Source organism: Methylocapsa sp. D3K7, from assembly GCF_029855125.1.
GTDB lineage: Bacteria > Pseudomonadota > Alphaproteobacteria > Rhizobiales > Beijerinckiaceae > Methylocapsa.
In genome coordinates this window covers 3,209,065-3,230,369 of record NZ_CP123229.1, presented here as the reverse complement: position 1 = coordinate 3,230,369, position 21,305 = coordinate 3,209,065, and the positions used below count along the sequence as shown (strand labels likewise).

Annotated in this window: 19 protein-coding genes; 10 read left to right on the top strand and 9 right to left on the bottom strand. The window is 58.4% G+C overall.

Annotated elements, in window-relative coordinates; translation table 11 throughout:
* Nucleotides 1-312 precede the first annotated feature (312 nt).
* Entirely contained in the window at nt 313-1,743 is a 1,431-nt protein-coding gene (locus QEV83_RS15270) for a DUF1254 domain-containing protein (protein WP_280128546.1), read from the bottom strand.
* A gap of 510 nt (nt 1,744-2,253) precedes the next feature.
* Here QEV83_RS15270 and QEV83_RS15265 point away from each other — a divergent pair.
* A complete protein-coding gene (locus tag QEV83_RS15265; protein ID WP_280128545.1) occupies nt 2,254-4,098 on the top strand; it encodes a PAS domain-containing methyl-accepting chemotaxis protein in 1,845 nt (614 codons plus the stop codon).
* Between the two features lie 364 nt (nt 4,099-4,462).
* The gene (locus QEV83_RS15260) at nt 4,463-5,881 is read left to right on the top strand and encodes an amino acid permease (RefSeq protein WP_280128544.1); all 1,419 of its coding nucleotides are present in this window, start codon (nt 4,463-4,465) and stop codon (nt 5,879-5,881) included.
* 151 nt (nt 5,882-6,032) lie between these two features.
* On the opposite strand, the gene QEV83_RS15255 is transcribed toward QEV83_RS15260, so the two are convergent.
* The 4 genes from QEV83_RS15255 to QEV83_RS15240 all read right to left on the bottom strand — a co-directional run bounded on the left by QEV83_RS15255 (nt 6,033) and on the right by QEV83_RS15240 (nt 10,442).
* Complete coding sequence (locus tag QEV83_RS15255; protein ID WP_280128543.1) at nt 6,033-6,833, bottom strand: lytic murein transglycosylase; 801 nt, start codon at nt 6,831-6,833, stop codon at nt 6,033-6,035.
* Nucleotides 6,834-7,137: 304 nt separating this feature from the next.
* Nucleotides 7,138-8,208 carry a tlde1 domain-containing protein gene (locus QEV83_RS15250; protein ID WP_280128542.1) on the bottom strand — a complete coding sequence of 357 codons (1,071 nt, stop codon included), beginning with the start codon at nt 8,206-8,208 and terminating at the stop codon, nt 7,138-7,140.
* A gap of 536 nt (nt 8,209-8,744) precedes the next feature.
* Nucleotides 8,745-9,347: a hypothetical protein gene (locus QEV83_RS15245; RefSeq protein WP_280128541.1), complete on the bottom strand. Its 603-nt coding sequence runs from the start codon at nt 9,345-9,347 to the stop codon at nt 8,745-8,747.
* Between the two features lie 39 nt (nt 9,348-9,386).
* Complete coding sequence (locus tag QEV83_RS15240; RefSeq protein WP_280128540.1) at nt 9,387-10,442, bottom strand: hypothetical protein; 1,056 nt, start codon at nt 10,440-10,442, stop codon at nt 9,387-9,389.
* Nucleotides 10,443-10,708: 266 nt separating this feature from the next.
* Here QEV83_RS15240 and QEV83_RS15235 point away from each other — a divergent pair, with 266 nt between their 5' ends.
* A complete protein-coding gene (locus QEV83_RS15235) occupies nt 10,709-11,989 on the top strand; it encodes a cation:proton antiporter (RefSeq protein ID WP_280128539.1) in 1,281 nt (426 codons plus the stop codon).
* Nucleotides 11,990-11,997: 8 nt separating this feature from the next.
* Here the strand turns inward: QEV83_RS15235 and QEV83_RS15230 are convergent, their stop codons facing one another.
* Nucleotides 11,998-13,575 (bottom strand): glucan biosynthesis protein D, encoded by a 1,578-nt coding sequence (locus QEV83_RS15230; protein WP_280128538.1) that lies wholly within the window; start codon nt 13,573-13,575, stop codon nt 11,998-12,000.
* Between the two features lie 89 nt (nt 13,576-13,664).
* The gene (locus tag QEV83_RS15225) at nt 13,665-13,898 is read right to left on the bottom strand and encodes a hypothetical protein (RefSeq protein WP_280128537.1); all 234 of its coding nucleotides are present in this window, start codon (nt 13,896-13,898) and stop codon (nt 13,665-13,667) included.
* A 181-nt stretch (nt 13,899-14,079) separates the two neighbouring features.
* On the opposite strand from QEV83_RS15225, the gene QEV83_RS15220 reads away from it, so the two are divergent.
* Nucleotides 14,080-15,858, top strand: coding sequence for an AMP-binding protein (locus QEV83_RS15220; protein WP_280128536.1), 1,779 nt, complete (start codon nt 14,080-14,082; stop codon nt 15,856-15,858).
* Nucleotides 15,855-16,505 carry a patatin-like phospholipase family protein gene (locus QEV83_RS15215; protein ID WP_348273231.1) on the top strand — a complete coding sequence of 217 codons (651 nt, stop codon included), beginning with the start codon at nt 15,855-15,857 and terminating at the stop codon, nt 16,503-16,505. Before QEV83_RS15220 ends, QEV83_RS15215 begins: the two co-directional genes overlap by 4 nt.
* Nucleotides 16,506-16,787: 282 nt before the next feature.
* Here the strand turns inward: QEV83_RS15215 and QEV83_RS15210 are convergent, their stop codons facing one another.
* Nucleotides 16,788-17,426, bottom strand: coding sequence for an NrsF family protein (locus QEV83_RS15210; protein ID WP_280128535.1), 639 nt, complete (start codon nt 17,424-17,426; stop codon nt 16,788-16,790).
* Nucleotides 17,423-17,941 (bottom strand): sigma-70 family RNA polymerase sigma factor, encoded by a 519-nt coding sequence (locus QEV83_RS15205; protein WP_280131094.1) that lies wholly within the window; start codon nt 17,939-17,941, stop codon nt 17,423-17,425. The genes QEV83_RS15210 and QEV83_RS15205 overlap by 4 nt, the downstream gene beginning before the upstream one ends.
* Nucleotides 17,942-18,207: 266 nt before the next feature.
* Here QEV83_RS15205 and QEV83_RS15200 point away from each other — a divergent pair, with 266 nt between their 5' ends.
* The 5 genes from QEV83_RS15200 to QEV83_RS15180 all read left to right on the top strand — a co-directional run bounded on the left by QEV83_RS15200 (nt 18,208) and on the right by QEV83_RS15180 (nt 21,198).
* Nucleotides 18,208-18,495, top strand: coding sequence for a DUF2282 domain-containing protein (locus QEV83_RS15200; RefSeq protein ID WP_280128534.1), 288 nt, complete (start codon nt 18,208-18,210; stop codon nt 18,493-18,495).
* Nucleotides 18,496-18,581: 86 nt separating this feature from the next.
* On the top strand, nt 18,582-19,448 hold the full coding sequence (locus tag QEV83_RS15195; protein WP_280128533.1) for a DUF692 domain-containing protein: 867 nt from the start codon (nt 18,582-18,584) through the stop codon (nt 19,446-19,448).
* 7 nt (nt 19,449-19,455) lie between these two features.
* Nucleotides 19,456-20,223 carry a DNA-binding domain-containing protein gene (locus QEV83_RS15190; protein ID WP_280128532.1) on the top strand — a complete coding sequence of 256 codons (768 nt, stop codon included), beginning with the start codon at nt 19,456-19,458 and terminating at the stop codon, nt 20,221-20,223.
* A 50-nt stretch (nt 20,224-20,273) separates the two neighbouring features.
* Nucleotides 20,274-20,708 (top strand): DoxX family protein, encoded by a 435-nt coding sequence (locus QEV83_RS15185; protein WP_280131093.1) that lies wholly within the window; start codon nt 20,274-20,276, stop codon nt 20,706-20,708.
* Between the two features lie 85 nt (nt 20,709-20,793).
* The gene (locus QEV83_RS15180; RefSeq protein WP_280128531.1) at nt 20,794-21,198 is read left to right on the top strand and encodes a calcium-binding protein; all 405 of its coding nucleotides are present in this window, start codon (nt 20,794-20,796) and stop codon (nt 21,196-21,198) included.
* The last annotated feature ends 107 nt before the right edge of the window (nt 21,199-21,305 follow it).

Genomic DNA, 21,305 nt, shown 5'->3' with positions numbered 1-21,305 from the left:
TGGATACCGCCGCTGCTGTGACGTTGAGGGCGCGACCGATTGCTTCTCACGACATGCTTTATGGGATCGGCTTTCGACACCGAAGCCGGATTGGGGTTAACCGTTGGCAGAGCGTAAGCTGCGGGCAACCCCACCACGCAAACGAGGATGGTGGCGAGAATGTAACGCATTTGCTTCCTCCCTTCGGGCCGATGGGTCCTTGGCCCTTGGCTCCGCCTAGATGCTTAGCACAGTTTGCCTCCGCTTGGGAGGTAGAACTCCAAGGATCGCGACAAGGCGGGAACTAGGACGCGGCGCTTTGCGGCCTCTATCTCATTGCCCCTCGCCGCTTTGCGGCTCCTCCACCTTCACGACCGGCGGGGGATTCCATTTCCCGAGCAAAACCTCATCTTTCGGCGCATAAATCCGCATGGTGAGATTATACGATCCCTCCTTAGGCGCCGGTAGCCAGTTGACATCCTTATCCGCGCCTGGACTTTCGTCTTGGACATAAAGATCAAGTGATCCGTCGTCATTGAAGCGTAACGGCATCCAGCTGCTCAAGGCAAAGCGGTTGAGCGGGTTGGGGACTTGAAACCCTTGCTCATCATAAAGGGTCACCGACCAAAAGGCGTTGGCAGGCGGTGTCGCATCCTTATCGAAATGCAAACTGTAATGATGAGCACCATAGAGCGGCTGGCCCTCCGCATCGCCAAGGTTTATCGGATAGATCGCATCTTCCGGCAAATTGGCCCCCAGACCGGTCTGCGCAACGATGGCCCGCTTTAAATAATAGTTTCCGTAAACGCCCATCGTATTGGTGTTCATCGACCAAAAATTCACGACCGTCGCTATGGTCTTGAGTTGGGACGCCATGAGTTTCTGGGCGTCCTCAGGGACCGCAGCCAGAGCCTCTTTGACAGCCGGCGCCGCTTGTTCAAGATCAAAACTCTTGCCACGCTCAATGCCCAGGCGCCGCATCAAGGCGATGATGGGCTGGTCGGTCAGATGCGGCGGCTGCGTTTTCAAAATTTCGGCAGCATAGGCGAAGAATTTGCCCGCCGGCATCGAGTCCACTTGCGTTTTCGGGGGCGTCTTCATATCGACGTCTTTGTCGATCATGCCAACGATGGGCTTGGCTGGCTTACCCCAACGCGAGAGCGGCGTGATCTTATATCCCTGCTGGATCTTGTGGACCGCTTCATAATCGGCGGGTCCATCAGTTTTGGTGCGGCCGATGATCCAAACATAGGGGGTTGGCGCGTCGATCCGCTCGACCCCATTCGGCAGAACGCCGGTCCAGCCCGGTCCGACGATGGCCCAGCTCTGCGCTTGCGTGCCGGTTGTCCTTGCCCCAGGCGAGGCGAAGACATCGGTCCACATATCGAGCATCGGCAACATGTAAAACCGGCCGCCCGTTTCTGGCGCCGAGGCGATCATGGGTTCCTTTGCGAGATCAAGCCAGGCGCTCGAATAGAGCGTATCGAAGTTCGGCCGCACGACCGCTTTCATTGTCGCGGACGGGTATTCTGCGACGTTGACGAATGTGTTCGCCGGAGCACTTATTCCACCGCTATGCTCGACATTGGTCAGCTGCTTGCGCGTAATATCCATCGAGATGAGAGGGTAGAAATAGAGATAGGCTTGCAAGCCAATCGCGCGCGCCTCAGCGGTGCTTAGAGTGTTTTGCGCGGAGAGCGTTGAAGGATGAAAGACGAAAAGCGCGGTCAGAAATGCCGAAAAGATGAATTCCTTCGTCAACATGATCGAGATCCTGCTTCTCGCGCTTTTGGTCTGCGATATGCTAACGAAGATCGTGGCAAAAAGGTAACGCATCTGTTCACTCCCTTTTGGCAGATAGACCCTTGGCCCTTGGCTCTGCCTAGATGCTTAGCACAGTTTGCCTCGGCGGGGAGGCAGAACTCCAGTGGTCGTGCCGTGTTCTTGGCCATAAATCCAATTGTCCGGCGCATGGAACTCGAATGGGCGCTGTCCTAAATTCTTGATTAACCTGTTGCCAATATGCTGATCAAATGACGTGTCGATTCGGGCAAGCGCATGCCCTGGGTCGTGGGCATGATGCCGTACGTTCATCCCGGTTTCGATCCGGAATCTCTCTTCCTTCAATGAAGTGTCTCAGCAACAGGCCGTCTCGCGAGCGAGCCCTGTGCTTGGGAAAAAGTGACCTGATTTGTAGCCTGTGGAAATCGCCGGCACATTATGCCGGTTCGTCAATACTCATGGCGGCTCGAAGACCTTGTGGAGTAAATTTACATGATCGGTTTCAATATTTTTCCGCGGTCCGGCACTGGAGCAGTGCTGAAGGCACTTGATAGGTCTCTTGCCATCATCGAGTTCGACCCAACAGGAAAAGTTCTTTCGGCGAATGAGAACTTCTGTAGAGCCTTGGGCTACAGCCTTCCGGAGATCGAAGGCCAACACCACAGCATGTTCGTCGATCCTGATTATGGGCGCAGTCCCGAATACAAAGCATTCTGGGCCAAGCTTGACCGCGGTGAGTTCGATGCGAGGGAATATAAACGTATTGGCAAGGGCGGACGTGATGTCTGGATTCAGGCGTCCTATAATCCAGTGTTAAATTCGAGGGGGACCGTTCAAAAGGTTGTTAAAATCGCGACCGATATCACTGTAGAAAAACTCAGGAATGCTGAATTTGAGGGAAAGATGAACGCGGTCTCGCGCGTTCAAGGGATCATCGAATTCACACCCAGCGGTGAGGTCATTTACGCAAACGAGAATTTTCTAAATGTTCTTGGTTATCGCCTCGAAGAAATTGCGGGGCGGCACCATCGCCTTTTCGTTGAGCCATCTTACGCGCAATCCTCTGACTACCAGGATTTCTGGAAAAAGCTGAACAGCGGCGAATATGTCGCTGCCGAATTCAAGCGTATTGGCAAGGGTGGAAAGGAAGTTTGGATCCAAGCCTCCTACAATCCGATCTTCGATCTTAACAATAAGATCACGAAAATAACCAAGTTCGCGACCGACATTACTGAACGTGTCCGCGCCGTTAACGAGATCGGAGCGGGGCTTGAGCAATTGGCAAACAGCAACCTTGAAACGAGAATCGAGAAAGCCTTCATTCCTGCTTTCGAAAAACTTCGCTCTGACTTCAACTCGGCGATCGACAAGCTTCGGCTAACGATGCGGCAGGTCAGCGAAGGTGTGAACGCAATCCACTCAGGAACGCAGGAGATTTCAACGGCCGCCGACGATCTGTCACGCCGGACCGAGCAGCAGGCGGCCAGCCTCGAAGAGACAGCGGCGGCGCTCAACGAAATTACGACGGCCGCGAAGAATGCCGCCGAAGGCGCAACCCATGCCCGCGATGTGGTCGCTGCCGCGGATGAGGATGCCAAGAAGAGTGCGGTGGTGGTTCGACAGGCCGTCGATGCGATTGATACCATAGCAAAATCTTCTCAGCAGATTGGCCAGATCATTGGCGTCATTGACGAGATTGCTTTCCAAACCAATCTGCTTGCGTTGAACGCGGGTGTCGAAGCCGCGCGGGCGGGAGACGCCGGCCGCGGCTTTGCCGTTGTCGCCTCTGAAGTTCGCGCCCTCGCGCAGCGCTCGGCGGAAGCCGCGAAGGAGATCAAGGGCCTGATCCTCGCGTCATCGACGCAAGTCGATCACGGCGTCAAGCTTGTCAATGAAACCGGCAAATCGCTAGAGCGCATCATGGGACAGGTGTCCGAGATCACCACAATTGTTTCCCAGATCGCAGCCGGCGCGAAAGAGCAGTCGGTCGGGCTCGGCGAAGTCAACACGGCCATCACTCAGATGGATCAGGTCACCCAGCAGAACGCGGCCATGGTGGAAGAGACGACGGCTGCCAGTCACTCGTTGTCACAGGAGACCGAGCAGTTGGCGAAACTGGTTGGCCAATTCCAAACGGGCCAAGCGAATAGCAAAGACACCACGCGCCGCGAACTGAAAAAGACGCCGCCACATGCCTTCCGGCCCGGTGCCAAGAAGATGACCGCAAGCGGCATGCGCGCCGAGATGCGTAAGCCGGCTTCCCGCACGGGTGCCATGGCGATGGTTGTGAATGGCGCGCCCATTGGCACGGGAGAGGACGGATGGACGGAATTTTGAGAGATTCGCGAAGGCAAGCAGGAGATATCGCCACGTCGCCGCACCCCATCCCGCTGCTCAAATCCTAGATTGACCCGCGCCGTTCGAAAAACATCCGGCAAAAAATTAAACACTAACCTGCTTGTAAGCTTGCGCAAAACCCCGGCTTTATACCAAGCCACGCCTCACCAAGATACATTGGCACAGAGTGTCTATCGGACCAAAGTGTTTCACGTGAAACACTTTGGTAAGGTCGGAACGAAAAACCTTACATCCTGCCATAATTGTGACGGTGGACGGTGGCGCGGCGCTTGATCTTGGCGTGTCTTCGGCCTTCAAATCGGCAAAAGACCTCTCACCGCCCTTTCACCTTCGGGGAGCATCGATGTCATTGCGGACGCTTCTGCGTACCAAGCCGATTGAACAGCTTCAACGCGAGATTGGCTCTGCCCAGCAGTTCCGGCGGGTGCTGGGACTGTGGCAGCTCACCGCGATCGGGCTCGGCGGGCTCATCGGCGCCGGCATCTTCGTGCTCACCGGTGTCGTCGCAGCCACGCAAGCGGGACCGGCGGTCTCTCTCTCCTTCGTGATCGCCGGTGTCGCCAGCGCGGCCGCGGCCCTGAGCTACGCCGAGTTTGCCGGGATGATCCCCGTCGCTGGCAGCGCCTATACTTATGGCTACGCCGTTCTTGGCGAATTGATCGCCTGGGTGATCGGCTGGGATCTGCTGCTCGAATATGCGCTGGTGGTCGCCGTCGTCTCGATCGGCTGGTCGGGTTATTTGCAGGCTCTGTTCAGCCTGTTTGGCCTTGCGCTTCCCGTCTGGGCGATGGGCGCGCCAGGCACCGGCGCGGGCCATGTTTTGGACCTTCCAGCCATGGCGGGGAGTCTCGCGACAGCGGGGCTTCTGACACTCCGCATCGAATGGGGCGCGCGCTTCAACACGGTCATGGTGATCATCAAACTGGCGGCGGTTGTCCTCGTCGTCGCGGCGGGCTTGCCGCATGTCAACACTGCCAACTACCACCCCTACATGCCGTTTGGCTTTGGCGGCGTGGTCGAGGGAGCTGCCGTAGTTTTCTTCGCGGTCTTTGGTTACGATACCCTCACGACCGCAGCCGAAGAAGCAAAAGACCCGCAGCGCCAGCTTCCCCGCGCTGTTTTGCTCTCGCTCACAATCTCTCTCGTGCTCTACATCGCGATGTCCTTGGTGCTCACCGGCATCGTGCGCTACGATAAACTCAACAGCGCGGCTCCGGTGGCGGCGGCGTTCACCGCGATCGACATGCCCTGGGTGACACTGATCGTCTCTGCCGCGGCCGTGGCGGGCATCGCCAGTGTGATGTTTGCGTTCATGCTGGGGTGCGCCCGCATCTGGTTCGCCATGAGCCGCGACGGTCTGCTCCCCGGATGGTTCGCGCAAGTGCATCCGCGCTTCCGCACCCCCTACCGCCCGACGCTGATTGCCGGAGGACTGACAGCCCTTGTCGCGGCTTTCTATCCCATCAAGCAGGTCGCCGAGTTGGTGAACATCGGAACGCTCTCGGCTTTTATCATCATCTGTTTCTCGGTCATCGTGCTCCGGCGGACGAGACCCGATGTCCCGCGCACCTTCCGGACGCCTCTTGTCCCGTGGATACCTCTGGCGGGCATGGGGTTTTCCGTGTGGCTGCTCTCAAAACTTCCCGCCGTCGCCTGGGACAGATTCGCCATCTGGATGGCGCTCGGCCTTGCCGTCTATTTTTTATACGGCCGCCAGCACAGCCTTCTCGCGAATGAGGCAAGCACGCCGCCGGAAAGATAAGCAGCGGAGGTGCGCGCAAAATCCCGGTTTCATACCGCGCGCCACCTTGCAAAAGTGCGTTGGCACAGAATGTCAATCGGACCAAATCGTTTCACGTGAAACGTTTTGGTCCGATTGGCCGGAGACACCGGACAAAGCAGGCAGGTTTGACTCAGCGCCCGTCGATCTGCTGGCCGACAACCGCGATGGCCCGCTCATAGACCGGTGCGGCATTCCAGGCCTGGATCGCTGCAAAATTGGCTTCGCCAGGCTGATATCCCGCGCCGGGGCTCCAGCCGTGGGCTCTGAGGAAATTTGCCGTCGAGGACAGTGCGCCGGCCGCCGTCTCGAGGCTTCCGCCGGTGCCATAATCGAGGATGGTTTTGGGCAGGAATTGGGTCTGGCCGATCTCACCATGCATGGAGCCGCGCGAGTTTGCCGAGAGAACCCCGCGATCAATCAGTGTCAGAGCCGCGTAGAGCTGGTCGGTGAAAAAGGCCGACCGACGGCAATCATAGGCGAGGGTTGCCACCGCCGAAAGCGCGTTCTGATTCCCATGGACGGCGCCGAAGCCCGTCTCCATTCCCCAAATGGCCAGAAGCGGGCCCGGCGGAACACCGTAGCGTTGCTCGATGGACGCGAAGAGCGCCGCATTGGATTGCTTGAGCGCCCGCCCGCGCGAGACGATCGCCGAACCGCCACGCTTGGCAAGAAACCCTTCGAGCGACAAATGGAAGCTTTTTTGGCCGCGGTCGGCCCCGATGGTCGCGGTGTTATACCTCGTCCCCATGAGGGCTGAGATGCCGTTGGCGCTGACACCTCTTCCCCGCGCTTCCTCGGCGAACTGCGTCTTCCACGCCTCGAAGCCCCCCGGTCCGTTGCCGCACTGCGCGGCGTCCGCTTGACTGGCCATTGACGCGAATGCCGCGAAGGCTGCAAAGATGATCGTCTTGAACTGCCCGCCCTTGGTCATGCAGAACTCCCTTCAAACCGCTTGCGCAAAATCCTGACTTCGTCCCGAGCCAGTTCTTGCAAAAATGCACTTGCCTAGAGCGTTATCGTACGAAAATGGTGCACGTAAATCTTTTTTGTAAGATTGGGGCCAGAAACTCACAATATAACGTTTGAATACCGTTTGATCAGTTGCGAAGCCGTTCCTCCCGCTTAGAGCATGTTCCGAAAAAGTTGATCGACTTTTTCGATCAGAACATGCTCCAGCTCTTTGATTTTGAGCGATTTCTTTTCGATCAGGTGATTCCACCTGATCGAAAAGCGCTCTAGTTCAGATGTGTGACGACGGCCAGACGTCTGATCTCGCCGCTTTGATAGGCTTGCAAAAAGGCGTTGTAGTTTCTGAAGGACACGCAGCCGTTTGAATCACCGTTCGGGCCGAGCATGAACGTGTGGGCAAGAAGGCCTGTGCGTCCATAAAGTTCACCATCGCCAACAGGTATGAGGCGCAAGGCTTGAACGCCATGGAAAAGCGCCTCGCGGGGGCGAAGGTCATAAACATTCGGCGGCGTCGCCCCGCGCATGCGTTCGTTGACGTAACGGGGATTGTCCAGCCTGTCGCGAAGACCCGAATGCGCTTCCAATCTCGTTCCGTTCGGCAAATAAACTGTGTGCGCTGCAATATCGTAAATGGCGGTCCAGCGATCGTAGCGGGACGCCGGGCTGGATGTCAGAGCCCGCGGAGTGCTAACAACTCCATCTTCCGGAGCCGCATAGGCAAGCACTGGCCCCGAAATTTTGGGCGTGTTAGACGCGCCAAAAAACTTCTCGAAAAACGAGCGGTTGTCGGCGACCGCAGCCGGGGTAACGGCCCTCGTGTTCTGCGGCGCTGACCGGCGGCCAGCGGCCAGCGATGGACTGCGGCTTTCGAGCGATGCGAGTTCGGCGGGACGCGGAACGGGCAGAGGCACGTTCGCGCTGAGTTGGATCCCGGCCGGCGCAGGCAAGACGTCTTCCTGGTCCGCGATTGTGGTGGAGGGCGCCTGAGCAACGGGGTGGAAAGCCAGGTCAAGCGGAAAGTTTTTCGCAAGCGAAACCTGCGCGGAGCCCGATATGGATCGCGGGTCGAACAGACCGCCATAGGGATTTGAGGCAACGGTTATTGCGGGCGCGGCGGCTGGCGCCGCAGCAATTGCTGGTGCTGGTGCCACAGTGGGCGCCGACGACTCAAAAAAGCGGCGATTGTTCACCGGAGTAAGATACAGAGTCCAGACGCCGAAGAACGCACTTACAGTGAGGGCAGCAACTCCTGGAATGGTCCGCGCACAAAATTTTGAAAAAACATGCGCGCGCCTGCTTGGAATGGAACCAAAATCACTATCGACGAGTTGTGTCATTCGTAGGCTCTCGAAATCATTTCAATTCATGGCGCTATTTGGCCAAGGTTGTCCGTGGCGCAAAAAAGGCGCGATTAACCACGGCAATTCATTGGAAGCGTCTCAGCCTTGCGGATGGTCGGCGCGATGAGCTTCGCAACTTTGCTGAAGCAGCATTGCGGCGATTTTTAGCAAAGCGTGAATCAAGGTAAATTTTTTGATATCGCGCATGAGCATGCGGCGACTTGCAGCGTTCGAATTTCGTCCAAAAAATATCCTTAAGAAACCGTTTTTCCCTCGATCAAACGCAAGGCAAAAAGCGCCCGCATACCGCTTGCATGCATGTTCTTTCGAGCCTGCTGATGTGCCGCAATTCTGACATGGTTGCGCGTGCCGCCTGGCATCAAACCTTACAAAAATTTTTCACAAAAAAAATTTTGGTAAGGGATTGGTAAGCGATGCGCGAAAGCCCGCGGAAGTATTTTATCCGGAAGAAATCGCGCTCATTTAGGGTGCGAACCCGTCACCAACAAGGTTCCGCGCCTATTCGGGCCTCACTATTTAAGCAGCTCTTTGCAGTTCTCGACGAGCAGCCATTTTGCATCTGGCGGATTTGTTATGGTGAAGACGATGTCTTCATTGACGTTTTGCTGATCGCCTTTGTCTCCAGTTCCGGTATCGTAGGCAAGCTCGTAACTGAACTGATTGGCTTCGGCCCCGCCGCCCGGATTATTTATGGCGAGGGGAATGAGAACAACGCTGTTGATGTCGCGCTTTTCACCTGCCGCGAGTGTGATTTCCGGAATGTTGGTCAATCCCATGATCTTCGCAAATCTCGGATCTGGATAAACAAAGCGGCGGTTCGCGGTTCCCAACGCGAGGACAGGCGGGGATTGATTCACAAAAAGCCGCTCTGGCGCAAAAGTGAAGCTGCTGTCAGCTTTTGTATTGCTCAAGGATTCGATTTTGAAGACAGCAAAACCCTTGTTTGCTCCCGCGGCAACGGGGCCGTCTGGCGTTTCATAGCCTTTGCAGAGGCCGAGCGGCCGATAGGATATGAGGGTCGGATTGTGGGAACTCTGGTTGCCGCATCCAGAGAGCGCGAGCATCCCAGCGGAAAGCATTAGAACGGACAAAAACCCCTTTGTAGATGGTCCCATGGCGCTCTTCCCTTTGAATCTGGTTATTATTTACAGACCCTACACCGCGAAGACTTGCGTCACTTGTTCCGGCAAGTCGCCTGCTATGATCTCATAACCCGCGACACGCAAGATCGCACGCGCGGGATTCATTGTCACCGCGAGCCTCGTATAGGGGTTGAGGACCGGCGGTTTCACCCAATCAAAGCTGCCTTGCGATATGAGCCCGCCCCAGTTTGCCAGCGCGTCATGCCGCTCGCGGCATCGGGACGCCGCCTCTTGCGCCGAGCAACTCAAAATACGGGTAGCCGAAACACGCGCCTCCCAACGCGGACGCTCGGGTATCCAATCATTGGCGGCACTCGTTTCGTCCTCGCGTGTTACAAAACCGGTCTCGGTCCGCTCGATCACGCAGCGTTCCCCTTGCCTGCAGCCAATGAGCGTATAGATCACCGGCCGCGCCACCAGCGTTTGTTCCAGTACACGCTTCGCGGCGGCATAGGTTTCACAGGTCTCAAAAACCTGGCGGAGCAATTGATCAGGCGGCATGTGGCGGATATTCGCCCATGTATGAAGCGCGTTGGCGGCAACATCGTAAAGGCGCAGCCAAGGGTGGCGGGTACGGCGCCACATCGGCGCCTGATTGATGCAGGCGGCGAACCGGCCCGGCGCCATCGCCGTCAGTGTGCCCGCGTAGCCGGGCCAGGTGACGCTAAAATATTCGCCTGCGCGCGCGGTTGCGCGGACCACATCCGTATGGCGGCCGAGCCCAGGAAATGGCCAATCAAGCGTGCGCGCGAGCCAGGGCTCGCCATCTTCGTCACGCGCGAGTGCAGTGCAGCCCCATTGATACGAATTGTTGAGAAGCCAGACACCTGGAAAGCCGAGCGTTGCGGCGATTTCCGCGATGTCCGGCACATAGGGCGAGCAAGACCGGCTGAGCCAGCGCCGCGCGGCGCCATCCAACGCGGGCAGGAACGGCGTCATGGCGCGCGGAAAAACCGTGAGACAGTCGTCGCGCAGGGCGCGCGCGCGGTGCCCGCTGAGCGCCGCGTGGCGGACAGGCCCGCCGGTGCCAACATCGATGAGGGGTATGGCTGGCAAGACGGCACTCATGGGCGGCTCATCGCAACATGGCGCCGACAACAACCAGTGGCGCCTTCCCGGACCAAAATATACAATCAAGATTATATGGTATTCCACTCCCGCGCTTGCAACAAATTCCACATCGCGGCAACCACGCCTTTCGCCGGTGTATTCGAAAACCCGCCAGCCACGGAAAAACGTTTCACCTGAAACATTTTTCCGTGCCGCTGCTGAAAACCTTACAAATTGAGATTAGACCAAAAAACCTCGCAGCCGCCGATTCGGGAACTATCAATATGAGCGAAATTCATGCTCTTTTTATCATGGCCTTCATCGCTGTCCTTGCGCCCTTGCTCACACGCTTGCCGGCGTTTGCCCGCACACCCGCGGTGGTGTTGGAGCTATTGCTTGGCATCTTGATTGGCCCAAGCATTCTGGGGCTCGTGACGAGTCAAGGCGCCATCGGATTTCTCGGGCAATTCGGCCTGATTTTCTTGCTCTTCCAAGCGGGGTTCGAGTTCAACCCGGAGGAAATCGGCGCCGGCCCGTTGCGTCTTGGCGCGGCGGCATGGCTCGCGGCCTTTTGCTTGAGCGCCCTGTTCGCCAGCCTGCTTTACATGATTGGGGTGTTGCATTCCCCCTTGCTCATCGCCCTCGTGCTTCCAACGACCGCCTTCGGCATGCTGCTTCCCATTCTGCGCGAGAGCGGCAATCTTGGCTCCCCTTTTGGCCGGCATGTCCTCGGATTGGCGGTGGCCGGAGAACTCGGCCCGCTGGTACTAGCCTCGATCGTTCTCGCGCATCAGCACCATCATTTGCACGAGACGATCTTGACGGTCGTATTTTTCGCGTTCGCGGTCGCCGTTATTGTGGCCGCGAAACGATTGCGCTCCCGTCAGCTGACCGGAGTCATTGCGCGGTGGATGCATGACCGCTCCATTCTGCCGGTGCGGATTGCGCTTCTCATCCTGCTCGGTTTCGTCTCGCTCGCCAATGAGCTCGGCATGGAGCTTGTTCTGGGTGCCTATACGGCCGGAATGGTGATCGCCATGCTGGTGCGCGACACACAGGCGGAGGTCCTCGAAAACCGCCTGATGTCGATCGGCTCGGGATTCTTCGTCCCCTTGTTTTTCATCACCAGCGGCGTTGAATTCGACCTGCCAGGTCTCCTGACCAGCACTGGCAGTGTTGCCCGCCTCATTCTCTTTTGCGCGGGTTTTTTCTTGATCCGGATTGTGCCCGTCCGCTTGTACAAAGCCGTGCTTCCGGAGAAGGATTTGCTTCCCTTGGCACTGTTGTCCTCGACGACTCTGCCGCTCGTCGTCGCGGTGACCTTTCTCGGCGTGCGAAGCGGCGATATGGCACCGGAGAACGCCCACGCCCTTGTCGGGGCGGGCGTCGTCACGGTTACCATTTTCCCAATTCTTGCCTTTTTGCTGCGGGCGAAGGGGGAAGGCGCCGAACCCGAGGGCGTTGTGGCCGTCGTGGTCCATCGCGCCGCCGATTGGGCCTCTGCGCAATATGCGCGCGCACTCGGCTTCGTTGCCCAGAAAGTTGCGGGAAAGCCGGAGAGCTGAACCTTCGGTCAGAAGGGGTGATATTGATAGAGCCAGGTCTCGCTCAACGTTTTGTCGCCCGCCCGCAGATAAAGCCGCATCTCGACGGGATCAGCGCCGGCAACCGTCAAATCGAATTGGGCGCGCCAGTGGCCGGGGACATCGTTTGGAACAGCCTCGGTGTAAATATAGGAGAAAGTCCCGCGTGAGGCCCAGAGCACGGCCTCGGGCTTGACCCCAAAGGGCAAGGATTCCAGCGGCGGTCCCTTGAACTCAACCATGAATTTCCGCACGCCCTTGGGCCTTGGCCGGCCAGGCTGGCCACCATTGCCTAAGCGTGTCGCGATGCAGCGCGCAAGATCGGTGGGATAAGGTTCATCAGCAGCCCAGGTGAGCCGATAGGAGAGCTCGAAAGAGGAGCCTGCCACCGCGGGTTTTTCAGGCACCCACATCGCAACGATATTGTCGTGAATTTCATCGTCGGTTGGGATTTCCACAAGTTGCACCGCGCCCTTGCCCCAAGCATTCTTGGGCTCGACCCAAAGACTCGGCCGCCGGTCGTAATAGACTCCGTCCTGATAATGATCGAAAGCGCGATCACGCTGCAAAAGCCCAAAACCGCGCGGATTTTCGTCTGCAAAGGAGGACGTCAGGATACGCGGCGCATTGTTGAGCGGCCGCCACGCGCGCTCGCCGTTCCCCATCCACAATGCGAGGCCATCGGAATCGTGAACTTCGGGACGCCAGTCGATCCCCGTCTCTTTTTCGGTCTCGGAAAACCAGTACATCGAGGTCAATGGTGCAAGACCGAAACGGGCGATTCCGGCGCGTAAAAAAAGCGTTTGATCTATATCCATGATGACGCTCTTGCCGCGCGTCAGGACAAAGCGGCACGCGCCGACGATCGAAGGGCCTTCAAGAAGCGCGTAAATCGTCAAGGAATCGCGGGTCTCGGCCTGATCGATATAAAATTTCGTGAAATCGGGAAATTCTTCCGGCTTGCCCGCCGCCGCCACATCGAGCGCGACGGCGCGCGCGGAAAGTCCGTATTGATGCAATTCGCCGATCGAGCGAAAATAATCGGCGCCGAGAAAAGCCACCCAGTCATTTTTGCGCCAGTCGAGCGCGCCGTCTCGTGCCTCTTGTACCCGCAATCCAGCGAAGCCCGCGCCCTGCGGCAATTTCTTCGCGATCGAATCCTCGGGCATTTCAAAATAGTTCTGATCGTAGACGATTTGACGGGCGCTTCCAGCGTCCACGACGTGCATTTCGATGGCTTTTTGGAAGAACCTGCCGAGATGGAAAAAACTCACCGGAAACCGGCCTGGCCCATCGGCGAACAGCGCGTGGTTCATGTCGAATTTGATCTTGCCCCACGCCTCGTAGTTGATCTTGGTGACGATGTCGGGCGCCGGCCGCGCCGGACCGGCATAAGGCTCGCCTGCCATGCGTTGCGCCACGGCCTTCAGGCCATCGAAGGAAAAGGGTACCGCCGGACCAAGTTTCATTGCACTCGCGGCGGCAAAACCCTGTCTGGCGTTCGCACCCAAAACGCCGAAAGCCGCGGCCGCCTTCAGCACCGTTCTCCGGTCAAAGGCGTTGGTCATTTGGCTTGATCCTTCGGATTTGTTCCGGCTCTTGCGGAGGGCGCGCGAAAGCCGCCAACATCTTGCCGCACGGCCACGGGGGTGGGCTGCTAATAAATCGACTCGTGACGAATCGCGGTGCGCATAAAGTAGAAAAGCAGCACGAAACCGGTGAGGGCAAACGCCACTTCGATGATGCGGCTGATGAGAGGGTCAAGCTGCAGGAGGCCGCCCAGCGCCCAGCCGGCTGCCCAGGATGCGCCAACCACTTCGGTGCCAACGAGAATGGCAACGGCTATGAGGGTGGAAACATGGACCCAATTGATTTTTTTCGTGTTAGCCAAAATACCAATTGCTCCAATTCGAGACCACGGAAGATCTCACTTGATCCGACCGTCTACCCGCGATCGGGGGTTCCCGGTGCGGACAAGCCGTTACTATATCTAACGGCGGGGCCCCGGCAAGTCTCTCGCTTCCGCCCGCGCCGGCCTTATAAGGGCCACAAGTTAACTATGGGAAACGCCGATGGACCAAGAGATACCCGACGGCAGGGAGACCCCCGTGGCGCGTTTCCCATGGCTTGCGGCCTATCCCCCCGGCGTTCCAGAGACGATCGAGGCACCACCTTATGAAGTGCTGAGCAGCATCCCCGCTGATCTGGCGGCGCGTAAACCCGCCGCCAAGGCGTTTACGGCACTGATGCCGAATGGCATGGCAGCCAACTTGAGCTTTGCTGAAGTGGACCGCTATTCAGACGATTTCGCCGCCTATTTGCGCGAAAGATTGCGGTTGCAGACGGGAGCCAGAGTGGCGATCCAAATTCCAAACGGACTCGCCTATCCGGTCGTCGCCTTTGGGGTTTTCAAAGCCGGCTGCGTGCTGGTGAATGTCAATCCGCTCTACACCGCGCATGAGATGGCGCATCTCTTCCAGGACGCCGAACCGGCCGCGATTATCGCGGTCGATATGTTCGCCGACAAGCTCGCCGAAGCCTTGCAACATGTTCCTATACCGCACGTGGTATTGACTGAAGCGGCAAGCCTATTTCCGGTGGCTTCCCGGCGGCTGATCGGATTTGTCTTGAAATATGTCAAAAAACAAGTGCCGCCCGCCCGTTTCAGCCATACCACCCTTGCCAAGGCGCTCGCCTTGGGCGCGGCGAGCATTCGCACCGGGGCCAAGGTCAGGGATTACACGCAGGGCGTGCGGGCCTCCGACATCGCTTGCTTGCAATATACGGGCGGGACCACGGGTGTCAGCAAAGGGGCCATGTTGACGCATCGCAATTTGATCATGAACGTCGCCCAATTCCTCAGTTTCAGAGGCGATGACATGCGCGAAAGCGACCAAGTTCTGACGGTGTTGCCGCTCTACCATATCTTCGCGTTCACCGTGAACTTCCTTGGGTTTTACGTTCGCGGCGCGCACAATATTTTGATTCCCAGCCCAAGGCCGCTGTCCAATCTCCGCAAGGCTTTCGAAACAATGCCGATCACCTTCATCTCCGGGGTGAACACTTTGTTCAACGGTCTTATGAACTCGCCCTGGTTCGCGAAGAACCCGCCGCGCAGCCTGCGTATCTCCGTTGCCGGTGGGATGGCCTTGCAAGCGGCGGTGGCCGAGCGCTGGCAGAAAATTACCGGAACCCCGATCATCGAGGGATACGGATTGAGCGAAGCCTCCCCGGTTGTCATTTGCAATCCCACCGGGCGCACCAAGCTCGGATCGATTGGTGTCCCGCTTCCTTCCACGGAGGTCAAATGCGTTGACGAACAAGGCGTCGAAGTCGCGCCCGGCGTGCCTGGAGAGCTCATTGCGCGCGGCCCTCAGGTCATGCCGGGCTATTGGAAACAGCCCGGCGAAACGGCGAATGTCCTGCGCGATGGATGGCTCTGGACCGGCGACATCGCGACCATGGATGCCGAGGGCTATTTCACCATCGTGGACAGGCGAAAGGATATGATTCTCGTCTCCGGCTTCAATGTCTATCCCAACGAAGTCGAAGAAGTCCTTTCTGGCCTGCAAGGCGTCCAGGAATGCGCTGTGATCGGCGTTCCGGATTCGGCCACGGGTGAAGCCGTCAAGGCTTTCATCGTGCGCGGCGATCCGGGCCTCGACACCAGCACGGTGCGCGAGTTCTGCAGAAGCGAGCTTGCTGGCTATAAAGTGCCGAAATTTATCGAATTCCGCGACGAATTGCCGAAGTCGAATGTCGGCAAAATCTTGCGCAAGGAATTACGGGCAGAGGCACGCTTTGAACAAAACAGGACCGGAAATAAAACCGGACGGAGCGGCAAATCATGACCAATTCCACCCAGAAAACGGCGTTTGTCTTTGCCGGGGGAGGCAGTTTGGGAGCGGTTCAGGTCGGCATGTTGCGTGAGCTGACACGCGAGGGTGTCAGCGCCGACATTGTCGTTGGCTCATCGGTGGGAGCGATCAACGCGAGCTATTTTGCAAGCGCCCCCAATCCTGGGGGGATCGAGAATCTAGAAAAGATTTGGCGCTCGCTCCGCCGGCATGACGTGTTTCCCTTCACACTACGAAGCCTCTTCGGATTACTTGGCCGTCCCGACAATCTGATCGATCCGTCCAATCTGAGAAGATTGCTCGAACGCCACCTTCCCTTTCCCAACCTCGAAGATGCAGCGATCCCCGTACATGTCATCGCTACGAATCTTGGCGGCACTGCGGTTTGCCTCTCCTCCGGTCCTGCCGTTGACGCAATCATGGCAAGCGCAGCGATCCCCGGAGCGTTTCCACCAGTTTCGCATCGGCGAAGACCACCTCATGGACGGCGCGGTAGGGAGCAACACACCGATCCTCACGGCAGCCAAATTGGGCGCCACCCGCATTATCGCCCTTCCAGCGGGTTTTACTTGCGCAATTCAAACGCCTCCGAGTGGCGTGATCGCGCGTGCGTTGCATGCGATCACCCTTCTGATAGGTAATCAAATGGTGCGCGACCTGAAGGAGCTCGCGGGGGTGGTCGATGTTTTTACCGTCCCTAATCTGTGTCCACTCAATATTTCGCCCTATGATTTCACCTATGCTGACGAATTGATCGAAAGGGCGGCGGATAATACCCGGCGATGGATAAAGGAGGGCGGCCTTACGGACTCGCGAATTCCCGCTGCATTGTTACCGCACTCACATTGAGCTTTCGTGGATGATTGGAACGGCACCGTCAGGAGCTTGTCGTCAGATACGGCGGATCGAAGCAACAACGCCCATCACCAGCGCAACAGCCGCGAGCCCACGACCACACCAAGGGTGGTCATGATGGCGATGGCCAAACTGTACCAAACTGCGACGAACAGCGGCGAATCGTCAAAGCAATGCGAGGCGTAAAGCGCCGCGCCGATCGCGCCGCCAAGAAGACCCGCCGCCGCTCCCGCAAAAGCCGGATGCTCCGGCGCTCCATGGCGCAGACAAAACAAAGCGGCGGCAAGCGGCGCCAGCCCGAGGAAGGGAATGCTTATCAAACAGACCAGCGCATTGGTTCCGATCAATCTTCGACCCCAAAGATCAGGCGGTACCAAGAGCAATTCGACGCCGATGGCCGCCCCGAGCAGTGCCGGAACGATCACAAGCCGGAGGGCAGCGCCATGCGTTCCAAGTCCGGGCTGGCCAAGGCGCTTGACCAAGCTCGCGGAAAGCGTGGCAAGCAGCAAAGCAAGGCAGATCTTGAACGCAAATCTCGGTTCCATAAGCAGCTCAAAGAAATGAGGCCTGGGACCGAGGGCCGCCAGAAAAAAACAAGCCGCGATCACGACACCGGGAATCATGGCCGCCGTGAACATCTGCCGCAACGACATCTGGCGGGTCGCGCCATCGGCGGCAAGGGCGCGAATGAGGTCGTCCGTCTTCATGGCTCTTCCGTCCTGAACTTTCGCGCGAGGGCTGCCAGCCCGCGATGCAACGCCACCCGTACGGCGCCGCTGGTCATCTTTAATCGCGCCGCAGTGTCGCCAATCGACTCCCCTTCGACGGCTATGGCCCGCACGACGCTGCGCTGGCCGGGCGGTAGGTCTTCAAGATGTCGGCCGACGTCGGCGGCGAGCATGTCCGGTCCGGCGGCGCCATCCGCCAGCACTTCGGAAAAATCATCGATCGAAACATTGATCCGGCGGCCCCGGCGGCGCAGCGCGTCGATCATCTTATGGCGTGCGATGGCGCGCAGCCAGGGACCGAACGGAGCCTCCGCGTCCCAGCTCTGCCGTTTCAAATGAATGGCAAGCAGCGTTTCCTGCACAACGTCCTCGGCGTCCGTATCGGCCATGCCCGCTGAGCCAAGACCGCGGCGCGCGGCGGCGCGAAGCACTGGCGTCAGCTGCACCAGCAGACGCCGGTACGAATCGGCATCGCCGGCGTTCCCCGCGCGCATCAAAAAAGCCCACTCTTTTTCCTGCTTGTCGCTGCGCACAAGAGTTCCATCTGCCTAGTTCGGGCCATACGGCTAATACGTTACCTGTCGTCTTTGGCCTCGCTATCACGTTTTTGTCACAGGGACTATGCGATGGCTGACGTAACGCTGGCGCTCGCTCCCGCGTAGAAGACGTTGTAGAACGCCATGCCGTTCCACCAGGGGAGGAGAAAAGAGAATGTTTTTCTCACTCTGAAAATGGCTCACATTGATACAAGGGAAACATCATGATCACCAAAACCGAGATCACCGCCGCCACGCTCGCCGCCGCCCTCGCGCTGCTTGCGGTGCCCGTTTCCGCCCAGGAGATGGGCGGTCCCAAGGCAGGCAAGGAAAAATGTTACGGCGTCTCGCTCAAGGGCCAAAATGATTGCGCGGCGGGAGCGGGCACCAGTTGCGCCGGCACGTCGAAGGTCGATTACGACGCCACGATCTGGAAATATGTCCCCAAGGGCACCTGCGAAACGATGAAAACCCCGAATGGCATGGGAATGTTGAAGCCCGGCAAATCCTAATTCGCGACAGGGGCGCGCGGCACTACGCGAGCCCCTTTTCGCGGCACCGCAACAAGAACCATACAGAAGGCTTCGGGAGACCATCCATGCACGCTTCGCGACCGCCTTTGGGTGCTGGCGTTGGCTTCAAACCTGAACATTTCGCGGCGATCTCGGCCAGCCCACAACCGCTCGGCTTTTTCGAGGTTCACGCTGAAAATTACATGGGTGCGGGCGGTGTCCCTCACGCGCAACTGACATTTCTGCGGGAAAACTACGCGCTTTCCGTGCATGGAGTCGGTTTGAACATCGGCGCGGAGGAACCGCTCGACCGCGCCCACCTCGCAAGGGTCAAGCAGCTTTGCGACCGCTATCAACCGGAGAGTTTTTCCGAGCATCTGGCCTGGTCCTCGCATGGCGGCCTCTTTCTCAACGATCTTCTGCCCCTGCCCTATACCGAGGCAACATTACGTTCGGTGATCGCCCATGTCGACGAAACGCAGACCACGCTCGGGCGGCGCCTTCTCCTCGAAAACCCGGCCACCTATGTGCGTTTCGCGCAATCCGAAATTCCCGAGACGGAGTTTTTGCGGGAGATCGCGCGGGCCACGGGCTGCGGCCTCTTGCTCGACGTGAACAATGTGTTCGTTTGCTCGCGCAATCATAATTTCGACGCCAACACTTATCTTGAAGCCTTTCCACTTAAGTTCGTCGGCGAAATCCATTTGGCCGGGCATTTCGTGACGACGGATGATCAAGAATCGCCGCTCTGCATCGATGCGCATGGATCTCCCGTCATCGACGATGTCTTCGCTCTGTTTGAAGGCGTGATCGCCCGCGCCGGCCCGCTACCCACTTTGATCGAATGGGACAATGATGTGCCGGACTGGCCGGTGCTTCTCGCCGAGGCGCTCGCCGCGCAACGCCGTCTTGACCAGGCCGCGCCGCTTCGTGCGGCACCGGCCGCCGCGTGAGGGTATCATGAGCGGCGGCTATCAGGATTTTTTTGCGCAGGCGCTGCGCGACCCCAACGCCGCCGTCCCTCGCGGCGTGACGGCGCACAATTCGGCGGCGCCACGAAAGCGTTTCACGGTCTATCGCAACAATGTCGCGGTGGGTCTTACTGCGGCCCTGGAAGCGCGGTTTCCGGCGGTCCGCAAGATCGTCGGCGAGGATTTTTTCAAGGCCGTCGCGAAATTGTTCGCCGCCGCGCATCCGCCGCGCTCGCCTTTGATGATGTTTTACGGCGACGAATTTCCCGCATTTTTGGCGGCCTTCGAGCCGGCCCGAGACCTTCCCTATCTCGCCGATATCGCACGGCTGGAAGCAGCGCGCACCCGCGCCTATCATGCTGCGGACGCAATACCGTTGGACGCTGAGGCGCTGCACGCGCTCCCTCCGCAGGCCTTGCCGAAACTGCGGTTTACTTTGCATCCTGCACTTGAAATTGTCGCGTCGGATTATCCAATCGTCACGATCTGGGCCATGAACTCTGGCGAAGTGGATCTTGCACCGATCAAGGATTGGCGCGGGGAAGACGCGCTTGTTTCGCGCCCGCAGCTCGATGTCGAGGTGCGGTGCCTGCCGCCCGGCGCCAAGACTTTTTTGCAAAGCCTCGCCGCCAGGCAGCCGCTGGGCATGGCGGCGGCCGTTGCACTCGCCGCGTCCGTGGATTTCGATCTCGCGGTCAATCTCGCGGCACTTTTTTCCGGCCTTGCAATCCATGTGACCAACGGGGACCTGCCGTGACCGACTCTCCAGCAAGCCAATTCAGAAGACCTTCCGGGCTGCCAGGCGCGATGCTCTGCGCTGCCGCCATCTTGGATCGGATTCCGCTATCCCTGATCTTGCTCGCCGCGCGGATTTTTCCCGCCGCCGTGTTTTGGCGTTCGGGGGAAACGAAGGTCGATGGCTGGCATCTGAAGGATAGCGCGATTGATCTATTTCGGGACGAATATGCGCTGCCGCTGATCGATCCCGAGCTTGCGGCGAAAATCGCAGCGGTCAGCGAACATTTCTTTCCCGTCCTGCTCGTGATCGGCCTCGCCAGCCGTTTCGCCGCGCTCGCCCTTCTCTGCATGACCGCCGTGATCGAGATCTTTGTGTACCCCGATGCGTGGCCCGAACATGGCGTCTGGGCCACCTGTTTTCTCATTGTTATCGCCCGCGGGCCGGGGATTTTTTCGCTCGACCATCTTTTGACACGGCGTTGGCGGCACGGCAGAGAAAGCTGATCGCGTCAGTTTACTTTTTGGGCAAATCAAAGATAATTGTCATATGATATCGGCTTGAGGGCGCACCCTCGCACGGAGACATGCCATGATCACTCGCCGCGTCTTTACCGGCACACTCGGCGCCTTCAGCCTCGCCCTAGCATTTGACATCGGGACGTCCCTTGCCGCGCCCTCGCCAATTGCGGCACTCGACAAAGACCACGATGGCACCCTTGATCTTGCCGAGGTTAAGGAGGCCGCAAGTGCCGTGTTCGACAAGCTTGAGAAGGATCATGATTCGACACTCGACCGCAGGGAGGTTGGCGGCCGCGTCGCAACAGGGGAATTCAAGGAGGCTGACCCCGACAACGACGCAACCTTGACTAAGGACGAATATCTCGCCCTGACCGAAAAGCTGTTCAACGAGGCAGATGCCGATAAGAACGGAACCCTCAGTGCGAAAGAACTCCATTCGAAGGCTGGCCGCTCGCTTTTGCGTTTGATCCGTTGAACCATGGCGACGCGGCGTGGACTCGGCCGTTGGGGCCTGCAAACCGCAAATAATTCGCGCAACCGCTTTTCCCGCGCGACAATTCCTCCACATATAGTCTGACCCGA